The following is a 14,932-nucleotide window of genomic DNA, read 5'->3' as shown; positions in this document are numbered from 1 at the left end:
ATGAAATGGGGGTGCTGAACTGGAAAAGAAGAATTATATCTTTTTAATTGTAAGTCTGTATTTAAACTACTTTTTTCAAGGGATTGCTTCGATTGTTATTTCGCAAAATTTAACCATTTTTCAAAATCAGTGGGGTGCCAGTCTCAGCCAAGTGACTCTGGTTATCAGTGCCATTGGTCTTGGCAGGATTTTGACGCTCAATTTAGCCGGATGGTTTTCTGATTATTTCAGCCGAAAACTAACCGTGCTGGTCGGTGTTGCTGCAGATATGCTTTTCTTTGTCGGCATGGTTTTTACCAATAACTATTTTATTGCCTTTATAGTTGCTTTGCTGGCCGGAGTTGGTAACGCTTTCTTGGATACGAGCACCTATCCGATTGTTGTTGAGTCCTTTCCTTCGGAAAGTGACAATGGTTCCCTGAGTGTTTTGAATAAAGCCTTTATTTCAACAGGACAGTTCGTCCTGCCGATTGTTGTTCGCTGGACACTTCGCAATAAGATTTACTTCGGCTGGGTATTTTTTATCTGCGACATAGGTCTGCTCTTAAATTTAATTTTGCTCATGCAGCTATCTTATCCTGAAAAGCAGAATAGTCGTCCTAAAAGTAAAAAGACTTTAAGCGAGAAAACAGCGGTTCGTCCTAAAAAAGCTAAGCTGCACATTGAAGGTCTTGCCCTGATGATTTTCTCATTTGTATCCGTTTCATTATTTAATATTTTTGTCTTTTGGATACCAACATTTGCAGAGAGGGTCTTAAGCATCAATAAAGCAGACAGCTTACTCTTTGTCAGTATTTACAGCATCTGTTCATTTGTATCTGTCTTTGCTACCTCCGTTATTGTCAAGAAGAAGGTCAATATATCAAACCTAATCTTAGTTTGCCTAGGTCTGACGAGTCTTTCAATATTGTATATGATTTGGCTGCCCTCCTTGTTTTCTATCATTCTTGCCAGTTCCTTCGTTGGGTTATTTGCGGCAGGAGGTATTTGGCAGCTGGGGCTGGCCTTGCTGTTGGAATTCTTCCCCATGAATAAGGGAATTGTTACCAGTTTTTACTCACTTTCAACGGCTCTATCTGTTATGTCAACACCTTATATCACAGGGTTGATGGTTGAGCAGTCTGTTTATTTAGCCTTTATTTATAATTTTATCTTAGCAGTTATCGGTTTTCTGGCAATGTTTATTGTTAAAAGGCGTTACCAGCAGCTTTTTAAACGTTAGGAAAATAAAGGTATCTGTCACTATAACGTTTCAAAAACGTTTGCTTTATTAAAGAAAGGAATTTTATTATGTCTGAACGTTTAACAGGTCATACGCTTTTAGTTAGTTTAATTGCTACACCCATTCGTCACTCTATGTCACCAACCATGTGGAATGAATCATTTGCCAAAAAAGGGATGGATTATGCTTATCTAGCTTTTGAAGTTGGCAATGAACAGCTTGAAGATGCCGTAAAAGGTATTCGAGCACTTGATATTAAAGGCTCTAATGTTTCAATGCCTAATAAGCAAAAAATTATTCCTTTATTAGACGAACTTTCGCCTGCTGCCAGATTAGTTGGTGCTGTCAATACAGTTGTGAATCAAAACGGCCATTTGGTAGGTCATGTGACTGATGGTACAGGCTGTATGCGTGCTTTACAGGATGAAGGGTTTGATATTAAAGATAAGGTAGTGACACTGGCCGGTGCCGGCGGTGCCGGAACGGCGATTGCTATTCAGGCGGCTTTAGACGGTGCTAAAGAAATTAGAATCTTTAACCGTGATGACGATCACTATGCAACAGCAGTTGAAAATGCTAAAAAAATCAATGAAAACACCGACACAGTCGCAACCGTTACACCTTTAGAAGATCAAACAGCATTTAAAAAATCTATCTCGGAAAGTGATATCTACATTGATGCCACAAGCGCAGGTATGCATCCGCAGGAAGATGTCAGCCTGATTGATGATCCATCTCTTATCCGTCCCGACCTTGTTATTTTTGATGTGGTGTATGCACCTAGGGAAACAAAACTCATGAAATTTGCTAAAGAAAATGGGGCTGCTAAAGTTTATAACGGTCTTGGAATGATGCTCTATCAAGGTGCAGAAGCATTCAAACTAATCACTGGGGAAGACATGCCGGTTGATTATATTAAATCCATTTTGTTTTAAACCTGTTTTTTAGCTTAAAACAAAGAAATAGTAATGAAGAAGGAGTTTTAGATTTTTATGAAAAATCGTTATTTGCCAACCGCCTTATCGTTATATCTAAACTATGTTATTCATGGTATTGGTGTTATCATTATTTCGCAGCACAGAGATGAGCTTGCCCTGCAATGGGGAGCCAATGCTCAGGAGGTCATGAGTGTTGTTGCCATGCTTGGTATCGGCCGTTTAATTGCGATTTTGATTTCAGGTAAATTATCCGATATGTTCGGACGCAAGCCCTTTGTTATCTTAGGGGCTGCAACTTATATTTTGTACTTCCTCGGTTTGATTTTCAGTCCTAATATCGGTATTGCCATGTTTTTGACTGTTTTAGCCGGTATCGCTAATTCTTTTTTGGACTCAGGAACTTATCCGGCCTTGATGGAATCTTTTCCAGAGCATGCGGGTACAGCTAATGTTTTGATTAAGGCAGCAGTTCAAATTGGTCAGTTTATTCTTCCTTTTCTTTTGATTCTTGCCTCTAGCATGGGCTTTTGGAGACTGACCTTCTTTATCGCAGCTGCAGTTCTTTTCGTGAATATCTTTTTGGTTTTGAAATTGCCGTTTCCTGATGCTGATGCTAAAGAAGCTGCCGAAAAAGGCGAAGCAGAAGAAGCTTTTGTTTCAGCAGTAACCTTTAAATCAAAACCTAAAATTTGGTTGGAAGGTGTTGCTTTCATTATCTATGGTTTCATTTCCCAAGCAACTTTCTATCTGATTTCACAATTCATTTCCGTTTATGGTGAAAAAGTTGCCGGAATGTCAGCAGCCGCTGCTAAACTGCTCCTGTCCAGTTATTCGACCGGTTCACTGCTTTGTGTGGCCTTTACAGCAATTGTTGGTCTGCGTCTGCGTTCAGTTAATCTGATGCTGTTTTATACGTTTATGTCTATGATTTCGATTGGAACAATGTGGATCTTCCCTGAACCGATTGTTGTTCAAATCGGTGCTGCGGCTGTTGGTTTCTTTGCAGCGGGCGGTGTTATGCAGCTGGGCCTGACAGTCATGGGAGAAATGTTCCCTTCAGGAAAAGGCACGATTACAGGTATTTTCTATACCTTTGGCTCTATTGCTTCCTTCGTAGTACCGATTTGGGCTGCTGCAATTGAAGCAAACAGTGTTCGAAATATCATGCTATTGGATACGGTATTTGCTGTCATTGGATTTATTATCGCGGTTATCGTCTTTATCCGCTATAATCAAACAGTTGATAAGTCAAAATAAGAGGTGACAACTATGACAAAGACAGTTACAGTAGGAAATGTTACATTAGGTGAAGGACGTCCAAAAATCCTTGTTCCTATCGTAGGTAAAACAGAATCTGAAATTCTCACAACTGCAGAACAATTTAGAGATTTGGACTGTGACATTATTGAATGGCGGGTTGATTTTTACGATCAGGCTCAGTCTCCTGCAGACGTTGCCAGCTTATCGCATAAGGTCAAAGCAGCTGTCCAAAAGCCTCTTTTGGTTACTTTTAGAAGTAAAAAAGAAGGCGGTGAGCTGGAAATTTCTGATGACTTGTATTTTGACATTTATAAAGAAGTCCTGCTAAGTGGTGCTGCAGACTTGTTAGATGTTGAACTCTTTATGCCTGAGACTCACGTTCAAGAAACCATTGACTTGGCCCACAGACAAAATGTTAAGGTTATTATGTGCAACCATGATTTTGATGGGACACCAAGTCAACAAGAGATTGTCAGACGCTTAAGCTTGATGGAAGAGCGCCGTGCCGATATTTGCAAAATAGCAGTCATGCCTCATTCTAATTCTGATGTGCTGACCTTACTGGAAGCAACTTCAGAAATGAAAGCTAAGGCAACGCGCCCTCTTATTACCATGTCTATGGGAGCTCTTGGGATGGTCAGCCGGGTCAGCGGAGAGCTGTTTGGTTCGGCTGCCACCTTTGGAGCAGCAGCCAAAGCTTCTGCACCCGGGCAAGTGCCGGTTGCTGTTTTGCGCGGCATGTTAGAAACGTTAAAATTGAACTAAGGCATTAATAAAGTCCAAAAAATTTACTTTGGACTTTTTCCAAAAGAAATAGATAGAAAAATTTTATAAAAGATAAGGTATTTATAATGTTTTGAAATCTATTGGAGGTTATACGGATGACAAAAAAGATTTTTGAAGAAGTTGTTCTGCCTTCGGGAGCAAGGCTGAAAAATAGAATTTTAGTGGCGCCGATGACAACTCAATCAGCATATTTCGATGGCAGCATCACTCAAGGCTTGATTCGTTACTATGCCAATCGCTCTGGTGAGGTCAGTGCGGTTATCGTTGAATCAGCCTTTGTTGAAAATAAGGGCCGCGGATTTTTTGGAGCTCTGGGAATTGATAAGGATGACAAAATAGAAGGCCTGTCTCGGCTCGCGCGGGCGATTCATGAGAAGGGGTCAAAAGCCATCATTCAGATTTATCATGCCGGTCGAATGGGCTTTCCGGAAATGAACGAAGGTGCTAATCCTATTTCTGCTTCAGCAGTAGCAGCCCTAAGACCTAATGCGCCGGTACCGACAGAAATGTCCCATCGCGATATTTTAGATATGATTGACAATTTTGCGGAGGGTGTACGCCGGGCAATTAAGGCCGGATTTGACGGGGTTGAATTACACGGAGCTAATACGTATCTCATTCAACAATTTTTCTCTCCTCACTCCAACCGTCGTGAAGATGCTTGGGGCGGAACGATTGAAAAAAGAGCTAAATTTCCAATTGAAGTGGTTAAGGCCGCCCAGGCAGTGATCAAAGAAGAAGGTGCTGACAAGTTTATTTTAGGCTATCGATTCTCACCCGAAGAACTGGAAGAACCGGGAATTCGTTTTGACGATACCATGTATCTTCTGAATACCTTGGCAGAATATGGTTTAGACTATTTCCATTTTTCTATGGGATCTTACACCCGCAATTCCATTGTTCAATCAGATGATCCGGAGATGCTGATCACTAAGTATTTAGCACAGCGTTCCGACAGGCTGGCAGAAATTCCGATTATCGGAGTTGGTTCCATCCTTCAAAAAGAAGATGCTGAAAATGCTTTGGAAGTTGGCTACGACCTGATAGCTGTTGCAAAAGGCTTTCTGGTAGAGCCCAATTGGGCCCGAGCTATCAAAGAGGGCAAAAAAGTTAAAAGTTTTGCAGATATCCATGATAGAGAGAATCTTGTTATCCCGACACCTCTTTGGCATTTTATGGATGAAACGTTCCATTTGGTCAAAGACTCCGATGCAGAAATGAAAAAGCAAAAGCGGCTTATTAAATTAATGGGAAAATCGCTTGAATTTAAGCCGGGTGACTATAATGTCATCGCTAAGGGTCACAATAGCAGCTTACCGATGGTTGTAACGTTTAGCGATTCTAAAATTACCGATATTAAAATTGATTCTTCCGGAGAATCGCAAGGACTTTCAGACTTGGTCTTTGAAAAATTGCCTCAGCAGATCATTGAGTTTCAAACCTTAAATGTTGATGCTGTATCAGGAGCTTCTGCTACCAGTCAAGGCGTTATTGATGGCGTCGCTGATGCAGCTTTGATGGCAAGCGGTCAAGATGCGGTGGATGTTCTTAAAAATCGCCATAAACCAACTGTTAAAAAATCAACAGAAATCAGTGAAGAACAGACTGATGTGGTTGTTGTAGGCGGCGGTGCAGCCGGACTGGCAGCAGCTTTTAGAGCTGATGAGTTAGGCTTATCTGTTACCTTAATTGAAAAATTGAGCTTTATTGGCGGTGCTATTTCGGTATCAGGCGGAAATCAGGTTGTCATGGGTTCCCGTTTGCAAAAAGAAGCAGGCGTTACAGATGATACCACAGCTTTAATGTATGAAGATTTCATGAAAAACGGCAACAATGCCAATGTTCCTGAATTACTGACTCTTTTAGCTGAAAATGTCGGCTCAGCAACAGACTGGGTGCATGATTATATTGGTGTTCAGTACGATATGAAAGAAGGCCTGCATGTTCTGGCCGAATATCGTAAGGATAGGGAACTGGCTTATGAAGATGGCGGTCATGGTTTTGCGGCAACCGTTCGTAAAAAAATGGCGCATTCAGCTATTAAGCTTCTTCTCCAGACAAAGGCGCAGCACTTATTTACAGATGATAAGGGCAATGTAACAGGCATCGAAGCCGTTGAGGATAATGGGAAAACTCACCGGATTTCTGCCGGCGCCATTATTTTAACGACTGGCGGTTATGGAAATAACAAATATCTTCTTCCTGAGAGACTAAAAAATGTTCTTTTCTACGGTACAAGCTCTTCCATGGGTGAAGGACTGCAAATGGCACAGGCACCGGGCGTAGATGCAGCTACGCGGATGCTGGATCAAGGGAAGATTTATCCAAATGGGATTGAAGTTGCTCCGGGATCTGCGAAATCAACTATAGGCGGCAATATTGCAGTGCTTAAAGAAAATGGCCTTTTGGTCAGCACCAACGGGCGCCGGGTGATTAATGAGCGTGCAAGCAACCATGATATTCTTGATGTTCTCATGCAGCAGGAATCCAAAATGCTTTATTTACTCTTAGATCAGGAACATTTCTCAATTTTCCGAGAAGAAGTAGCTGAAGGCGGCATTTCTGCCAGTGATATTGACACCTGGGTTGAAAACAATGGTTCAACGACGCCTTATTTCTTCCGTGCAGATCGCTTAGAGGATTTGGCTGTTCATGCTGGTATGGACAAAAATGCCTTGGTTAACACAGTTGAACGCTACAATCAATTTGTCAAACAAGGCAAGGATGAAGATTTTGGAAGACCGTCCAAGTTTTTGCAAAAGCCTATTGGCGACGGACCTTACTATCTGATAGAGCAAAAACCGCGGTTTGCAACTACCATGGGAGGTCTTGTTGTTGATTCAAAACTGGAAGTCATCAATAAAAATGACAAGGTTATTAACGGCCTTTACGCAGCAGGCGAAGTTGTGGGCGGTGTTATGGGAACAGACTCACCGTCCGGAGCAAATAATGCTTGGGCTCTGACATCCGGCAAGCTGGCTGCTGAAGAAATTAAAAAGAAACTTGCACGCTGAGATTTTAAATGAGAAAACTGTATATCAGTTTTCAACTGCAAAATATAAAAAAGATGATTTCCGTTTAAGAAGTCATCTCAGACTGAAGAAAAAGTCTATTTTCTCAAAAAGTAATATTTTATTATGATACCTTCCTTAGGTAGCACGGACGGCAAAACCAAACGCCAAGGCTATAGCTCTTGACTAGGTTTTGCATTAGATTGCCGTTAGAAATAGTATCGATTTCTAACGGCAATCGTCATAGCGACTTCCTTCGGAATTCCATATCTAGATTTTGAGCCTAGGTCTCAAAATCTCCGAGAGGCAGAAACTCAATGTTTCTGCCTCTTTTGCTACATCGGAAAGTATCGGGTTAGGTTTTGATAGTTTCTATATTATTTTACAAAATAAAAAAGTGATACGATTCTATGATGAAATTTTAGAGAGAATTTAATTTTGAAAGTTTGTCTACAACATGAGAGGATTTCCGTCTAGGAAGTCATCTTCATACTGTAGACAAACCTTCATTTGCCTACCTTAATAAGCAAAAAGAATCCGCAGACGCCCTTCGTATCTTGCACTTAGGTATGGAATTCCCTAGGCTGAAATTGTCATAAAGCTGATCATAAGGAAACGAAAGTTTCCTCATTGCTACCAGTTGCTCAAATGGTCTGGAAGACTGTTTGAGGTGGAAAGAAGAGCCTCAAAAAAGCCTTTTTCTTTAATCTGAAAATTTAGCAAAATCGTGATAAATATGATAATATAGATATAACTTCTTTGAGAAGGAATATAGAATTCAGATCTAGTTTAACTAAGTTAAAAATTAAAGGAATTTATTATGGCAAAAGTGTTACTTGGATTTATGGGTGCCGGCAAGACGACCGTTGCAGGGGAACTGCAAGAAAGCTTTGATCAATTTTTAGATATGGATCTTATCATTGAAGAGCGTATCGGTATGTCTATTTCAGAATATTTTGCGCGTGAAGGAGAAGCTAACTTCCGTAAGATTGAGTCTCAGGTCTTAGAAGAATTGTTGGCACTGGATGGCAATATCATCATCTCCACAGGCGGCGGTGTCGTTATTTCAGAGCACAATCGCGAATTGCTGAGGGCTAATCGCAAGAATAACGTGCTGTTAGCAGCGTCTTTTGAAGTGCTGTATGACCGTATTGAACATGATAAAGTGTTCCAACGTCCGCTGTTTTTAAATAACTCCAAAGAGGACTTTCATGGGATTTATGACCGCCGTATGAAACTCTATGAAGGCTTATCGGATTTGATTATCAATACCGATCACCGCACTCCAAAAGAAGTGGCCAAAATTATTGAATGCATGTAAGGCATTTCTTGCATGCCAGACGGTAGGATTCCACCCTTGCGGTGGTTTTTTTGTTTGTGAAATTATGGTAAAATAAAGGAAAATAATTTTTGGAGCAATGAATGAAACTACGGACAAATGCAAAACAGTTAAAAGGTTACCTGAAAATTCCGGGAGATAAATCAATCAGCCACCGCTCTGTCATATTTGGCAGTTTAGCTCAAGGAGTGACAACTGTTTATGGTATTTTACGCGGTGAAGATGTGCTTTCTACCATGCAGGTTTTTCGCGATTTGGGTGTTGAGATTAAAGACGAGGGAGATGCTGTCGAAATTCACGGCCGGGGATTTGACGGGCTTAAGGCACCTCAGAATGCTCTGAATATGGGGAATTCCGGGACATCTATCCGCTTGATTTCTGGTGTTCTGGCGGGACAGGATTTTGAAGTTGAGATGTTTGGAGATGACAGCCTCTCTAAGCGGCCCATGGATCGGATAACGATACCGCTTCGGCAGATGGGTGTCAGGGTGTCCGGCCGAACTGAGCGTGATCTGCCGCCTTTAAAAATGAAGGGCTCCAAAGCGCTTAAACCTATCCATTATCAGCTTCCGGTGGCCTCTGCCCAAGTAAAATCAGCCCTTATTTTTGCAGCGCTTCAGGCTGACGGTGAAAGTGTTATTCTTGAAAAGGAGATAACCCGCAATCATACGGAGGATATGCTCAGGCAGTTCGGCGGCTATTTGGACGTAGATGGCAAAGAAATTCGGATATCCGGCGGTCAGCAGCTGACTGGACAGACAGTCACTGTTCCCGGTGATATTTCCAGCGCAGCCTTTTGGCTGGTTGCAGGGCTCATTGTTCCCAATGCTAAACTGACTCTTGAAAATGTCGGCATCAATGAAACACGGACGGGTATTTTAGAAGTCATTGAGGCTATGGGCGGCAAGATCAGGCTGACTGATAAAGATGAAACTGCTAAATCAGCAACGATTACAGTTGAAACGTCTGATCTTAAAGGAACAGAGATTGGCGGGGATATTATCCCGCGCTTAATCGACGAGCTGCCGGTTATCGCTCTTTTGGCAACACAGGCCGAAGGCAAAACGATTATTCGGGATGCTGAGGAACTTAAGGTCAAAGAGACTGACCGTATTCAGGTAGTCGCCGATGCTTTAACGGCTATGGGTGCCAATATCACACCGACAGAAGATGGCATGGTTATTGAAGGGAGAACAAGTCTTCATGGCGCTAAGGTCAATACCTTTGGCGATCACCGCATCGGAATGATGACAGCTATTGCAGCTTTGCTGGTTAATGATGGTGATGTTGAGTTAGAGCGTGCTGAAGCGATCAATACCAGCTACCCTAGTTTTTTCAGTGATTTAGAAAGCATTATTAAAGACTGACAGTTTACGTGAATTGCCGCCATACCCTTGTTCGAAATGATAAAATCATTTATTTCAGAGCTTTTTGAGTCAAGACAGGCGGGATATGAAAAGACAAATAAAACTAGTAATGCTGCTGATAAAACAGCCTAACCAATCATTGAGGAAATAAAATAAATGAAAATTGCTTATCTGGGCCCCAACGGGTCTTTTACGCATAATGCTGCCATGCATGCTTTTCCGGAAGCTAATTTGCTTTCTTTTGCTAATATTACAGAAGTTATCAAGGCTTACGAGGATCAAAAGGTTGATTTTGCCATTGTCCCTATCGAAAATTCGATTGAGGGCAGTGTCCATGAAACCACTGACTATCTGTTTCATCAGGCAGAAATTCAAGCTGTGGCTGAAATTATTCAGCCCATTAAGCAGCAGCTGATGGCTACCGGAACAGATAAAAAAATTGAGAAGATTTTCTCTCATCCTCAGGCCATTGCGCAAGGGAAAAAATATATCAAGCGTCATTATCCCAATGCCAAAATTGAAATGACCGCAAGCACCGCCTATGCGGCCAGACTGGTAGCTGAGCATCCTCAGGAAAATTTTGCGGCTATCGCTCCCAAGGCTGCTGCTGATGAATACGGTCTGTCTATTATTGCCCGGGACATTCAGGAAATTGAAGAGAATTTTACGCGCTTTTGGGTCTTGGGTCACGAAGTGCCTGATATTCCTCTGGAAAAGATTGATAACAAAGTGTCACTTGCTCTGACACTGCCTGACAATCTCCCCGGTGCTCTTTACAAGGCGCTGTCTACCTTTGCTTGGCGAGGGATTGACTTGACTAAAATTGAAAGCCGTCCGTTGAAAACTGTTCTAGGCGAGTACTTTTTTATTATCGATTTTGAAAATCACAATAAAAAATTAGTTTCTTTTGCCTTGGAAGAGTTGACAAGTATCGGAATTCAGTATAAAATTTTGGGTATGTATGCCGTTTACAGGCTTTAAAAGAATCGATAAGTATAGAAAAAAATTAAGTTAGAGACATTAAAAAATGAGCAGAAACGACAAGGGGAAAGTAAGCCGCCATGAGCAGCTGCGCTACGAGTACCTCTTAAGAAACATAGCCTATCTGAGCGAGCGTGAACAGGCTGAGTTTGACTATCTTAGAAAGAAGGTTGAAGCTAACAGCGCTGAAGAAGCCTCTTATTATTATGATGAGCCTGAGGAAGATTATTATCAGGATTATGGCCAGTCTTATGATGGCTATAATGACGATGATTATCAAGATGCCGATTCATGGGATGATACTCCTTCAAGCAGTCCGTACACCGATCAGGGACTGCCTGTTTATCCGGGGCAGACATCAAGCCGCTCCCGCCAGAGCCGCAAGGAGAAAAAGGCCGTTCAGGCACTGACTAAGGCTCAGCCAAAGAAAAATAAACCGGGCTTTAAACGGTTTTTAAAAATTATCGGCTTTCTGCTCTTGGCAGTGTTTGTCGGTATGATCATTATGTTTATCAAGGGAATGCATGACATCTCCTCCGGAAAAAATGATGACTATAAACCAGCTGTTGTCGAAGAATTTAACGGTCAAGATGCCAAAGACGGAACCAACATTTTAGTTTTGGGAAGTGACCAGCGCATCACACAAGGATCGTCAGAAGCGCGGACAGATACCATCATGGTCTTAAATATCGGCAATAAAGATAAAAAGGTTAAGATGGTCAGCTTCATGCGTGATACCCTTGTCAATATTAAAGGGGTCAGTGCTGATAGTTATTCTTATGACAACAAGCTCAATACAGCCTTTAATGTCGGTGAACAGGACAATAATCAGGGAGCTGAGCTGATGCGTCAGACCCTTAAGCGCAATTTTGACATTGACATTAAATATTATGTTATGGTCGATTTTCAAACTTTTGCAGAAGCTATAGATACGCTTTTCCCTAACGGAGTAGAGATTAATGCCAAATTTGCTACTGTTGACGGCAATGCGGTGGACTCTGTTGAAGTGCCGGATGATCTGAACATGAAAAACGGTGTCGTTCCTAACCAGACCATTTCTGTCGGCAAGCAGAAAATGGACGGCCGGACCCTCCTCAACTATGCACGTTTTCGTAAGGACGACGAGGGTGATTTCGGCCGAACCAAACGTCAGCAGCAGGTCATGTCGGCTGTCATGTCGCAAATCAAGAATCCGACCAAACTCTTTACCGGGTCGGCAGCCTTAGGTAAAATCTATGCCCTGACCTCTACCAATGTGTCTTATGGCTTTTTGCTCAGCCATGGTTTATCGGTCATGACTAACGGCAAGGAGATTGAGCAAGTGACGATTCCTGAGAATGGTGACTGGATTGACGATTATGATATGTATGGCGGTCAGGCTCTGTCCATTAACTTTAAAAAATATAAAAAGAAACTGTCAAAATTAGGCGTTCGTTAATTATGGTATAATAAAAGGCGGTACAGACGAGACCGCCTTTTGTATTGGAGAAAAAATGTTAAAAAAGAATGATATTGCAGAAACTGAAATTGTCGATTTGAGCCATGAGGGTGCAGGTGTTGCCAAGATTGACGGCTTAGTTTTCTTTGTAGACAATGCTTTGCCGGGTGAAAAGATCCTGATGCGCGTGCTTAAAGTCAAAAAGAATATCGGGTATGGGAAAGTGGAGAAGTATCTCACCAAGTCACCCTACCGAAACGAAGACTTAGATACCGCTTATTTGAGAAGCGGCATTGCCGATTTAGGACATTTGGCTTACAGTGAGCAGCTGAGGTTTAAACGCAAGCAAGTAGCAGATAATCTCTACAAAACAGCAGGGATTGCAGATATAGAAGTTGCTGAGACGCTCGGCATGGAAAATCCTGTCGCCTACCGCAATAAGGCGCAAATCCCTGTCCGCCGTGTCAATGGGGAGCTTCAGACCGGTTTCTTCCGCAAGAATTCGCATGACCTCATGCCTATTGATGATTTCTATATTCAGGATAAGGAAATTGATAAGCTCATCAATTTCATGCGTGACTTGCTGCGCCGTTTTGACATTAAACCTTATGATGAAACAGAGCAGACCGGCCTTATTCGTCATCTGGTTGTTCGCCGCGGTCATTATACGGGTCAGATGATGCTGGTTTTAGTGACCACACGGCCTAAAATCTTTCTCATTGAGCAGATGATCGAAAAAATCATTGAAGCATTTCCTAATGTCAAATCAATTATCCAAAACATCAACGATAAGAATACCAATGCCATTTTTGGCTCAGAATTCCGCACGCTGTACGGATCAGACACCATTGAGGACACCATGCTGGGCAATCGTTTTGCTATTTCCGCCCAGTCCTTCTATCAGGTTAATACGGTCATGGCTGAGAAGCTTTATCAGACAGCCATTGATTTTTCTGAATTGACGGCTGACGATGTTATCATTGACGCCTTCTCAGGTATCGGCACCATTGGCCAGTCCTTTGCCAAGCAGGTCAAGGCCGTTTACGGTGTGGAAGTCGTGGATAGTGCTGTCCGGGACGCTGAGCAAAATGCTGCGCTAAACGGCATTACCAATGCCCATTATGTGGCGGATTCCGCTGAAAACGCCATGGCTAAGTGGAGTAAAGAAAGCATCCAGCCAGATGTCATTCTGGTAGACCCGCCGCGCAAGGGCCTGACTGAAAACTTCATCAAAGCCAGCAGCGCCATGCAGCCCAAGAAAATCACCTACATCTCCTGCAATCCAGCCACCATGGCGCGTGACATCAAGCTTTATGCAGAGCTGGGCTATAAACTGAAAAAAGTGCAGCCAGTAGATTTGTTTCCACAGACGCATCACGTGGAGTGTGTTGCTCTGCTTGTAAAAGCCTAGAAACCTTGGAACGAAAGGGATATTGAAAAGCCTTGAAATCAAGGCTTTTTGTCGTTTTTTGGGGAGTATCAGAGTGAGAAAATTTTTGGAGTGGGTAGAAGTGATAGCTAGAGATTATCAGATTTTATTTCCATTTACCCTGTGGGTACGTGTTTGTTTCCATTGACAAGGAGTTTGTGGGAATAGAAACGTCCCCACCTATTAATGAGGTTTAAGAAAGTATGATTTTGGGAAAACATTGTAATTTGTTTTTTGGGCATTTTATTTTTCAAGATTATTTTTATGAGGATTATTAAAAATAATTCAAACTATATCATAATTATTGTTTTGTTTCTTATGCTCTAGGGGTGTTTGTCCTTTGACTTTTTTAAATACTTTTCCGAAATAACTATCATTTGAAAAACCAGTTAATTCCGAAATTTTTTTAATTGAATAAAAATTTTTTTGTTTTAATAATCTACAGGCTTGTTCAATTCTTATTGTTGTTAAATAGTTGTTTACTGTAATACCAAATTTTTTATGAAATTCTCTTGCAAGGTGAAATTTTGAAACCCCTATTTCTTCAGCGACACCATCTAGGTTAATGGTTGGTAAGGAATAATTTGAATCAATATATTTTTTTGCTAATTCTGTATGGTTTGGAATTTCTGAGCCAATATTTTTTGAAGCTTCTAGTAAATCCATAAGTAAATTGTAGGCTACTTTACTGTTATTGTAGATGGTAGAGATTTTGTTATTTAATGCCATATGATAGGCTTCTTTTATCTGTTCAATTATTTTAATATTTTCTCCTATAGTTAGTGTTGGACCAGAGAAATTTATTATCTGGCTAAATAGTAAAATACTTTCTATAGAAAATTCTATGTAGATAAACTCCCACAAACTGGAATCAGCGGGCAGAAAATACTTACTTCTACTGGGGATATTTATTAAAAAAATATCTCCAGGCCTCTGTATATATGATGCTCCTTGATAAATTAATTTTCCTTGTCCTCGAAGTGTATATTGAATTAGACAATGATTGTCGGGCCTGTTGTTGTTATCCCAATAGTATGAATGATTTGTGATTGATTGTTCACCTAGTCCAATTATCATAGGATATGGTAAATATTCTTCAAAGTGATATCCAATAGAAGTAAAGTTTGACATTAAATTAACTCCTTTCATATTTATAGCAAT

At 41.3% G+C, this 14,932-nt stretch carries 11 protein-coding genes; 10 read left to right on the top strand and 1 reads right to left on the bottom strand.

Annotated features, from left to right (window positions below):
* Positions 1 to 19: 19 nt before the first annotated feature.
* From G573_RS0108450 to rlmD, 10 genes are all read left to right on the top strand, one after another.
* A complete protein-coding gene (locus G573_RS0108450) occupies positions 20 to 1,222 on the top strand; it encodes an MFS transporter (RefSeq protein ID WP_027976322.1) in 1,203 nt (400 codons plus the stop codon).
* Positions 1,223 to 1,290: 68 nt separating this feature from the next.
* Entirely contained in the window at positions 1,291 to 2,157 is an 867-nt protein-coding gene (locus G573_RS0108445) for a shikimate dehydrogenase (RefSeq protein WP_027976321.1), read from the top strand.
* 57 nt (positions 2,158 to 2,214) lie between these two features.
* Complete coding sequence (locus G573_RS0108440; RefSeq protein ID WP_027976320.1) at positions 2,215 to 3,417, top strand: MFS transporter; 1,203 nt, start codon at positions 2,215 to 2,217, stop codon at positions 3,415 to 3,417.
* A gap of 12 nt (positions 3,418 to 3,429) precedes the next feature.
* A complete protein-coding gene (gene aroD / locus G573_RS0108435; RefSeq protein WP_027976319.1) occupies positions 3,430 to 4,185 on the top strand; it encodes a type I 3-dehydroquinate dehydratase in 756 nt (251 codons plus the stop codon).
* Between the two features lie 116 nt (positions 4,186 to 4,301).
* The gene (locus G573_RS0108430) at positions 4,302 to 7,220 is read left to right on the top strand and encodes an FAD-dependent oxidoreductase (protein WP_027976318.1); all 2,919 of its coding nucleotides are present in this window, start codon (positions 4,302 to 4,304) and stop codon (positions 7,218 to 7,220) included.
* An 817-nt stretch (positions 7,221 to 8,037) separates the two neighbouring features.
* Positions 8,038 to 8,538, top strand: coding sequence for a shikimate kinase (locus G573_RS0108425; RefSeq protein WP_027976317.1), 501 nt, complete (start codon positions 8,038 to 8,040; stop codon positions 8,536 to 8,538).
* Between the two features lie 101 nt (positions 8,539 to 8,639).
* Complete coding sequence (gene aroA, locus G573_RS0108420; protein ID WP_027976316.1) at positions 8,640 to 9,923, top strand: 3-phosphoshikimate 1-carboxyvinyltransferase; 1,284 nt, start codon at positions 8,640 to 8,642, stop codon at positions 9,921 to 9,923.
* Positions 9,924 to 10,079: 156 nt separating this feature from the next.
* Positions 10,080 to 10,904 (top strand): prephenate dehydratase, encoded by an 825-nt coding sequence (gene pheA / locus G573_RS0108415; RefSeq protein WP_027976315.1) that lies wholly within the window; start codon positions 10,080 to 10,082, stop codon positions 10,902 to 10,904.
* Positions 10,905 to 10,950: 46 nt separating this feature from the next.
* Positions 10,951 to 12,342, top strand: a complete 1,392-nt coding sequence (locus G573_RS0108410; RefSeq protein WP_027976314.1) for an LCP family protein — start codon at positions 10,951 to 10,953, stop codon at positions 12,340 to 12,342.
* A gap of 55 nt (positions 12,343 to 12,397) precedes the next feature.
* Positions 12,398 to 13,753 carry a 23S rRNA (uracil(1939)-C(5))-methyltransferase RlmD gene (gene rlmD, locus G573_RS0108405; protein ID WP_027976313.1) on the top strand — a complete coding sequence of 452 codons (1,356 nt, stop codon included), beginning with the start codon at positions 12,398 to 12,400 and terminating at the stop codon, positions 13,751 to 13,753.
* 303 nt (positions 13,754 to 14,056) lie between these two features.
* Here rlmD and G573_RS0108400 read toward each other — a convergent pair whose 3' ends face one another.
* Positions 14,057 to 14,902, bottom strand: a complete 846-nt coding sequence (locus G573_RS0108400; RefSeq protein ID WP_027976312.1) for an AraC family transcriptional regulator — start codon at positions 14,900 to 14,902, stop codon at positions 14,057 to 14,059.
* Positions 14,903 to 14,932: the final 30 nt, after the last annotated feature.

This window comes from Streptococcus devriesei DSM 19639 (assembly GCF_000423725.1).
GTDB classification, from domain to species: domain Bacteria; phylum Bacillota; class Bacilli; order Lactobacillales; family Streptococcaceae; genus Streptococcus; species Streptococcus devriesei.
This window is presented reverse-complemented; position numbering and strand designations above follow the sequence as displayed.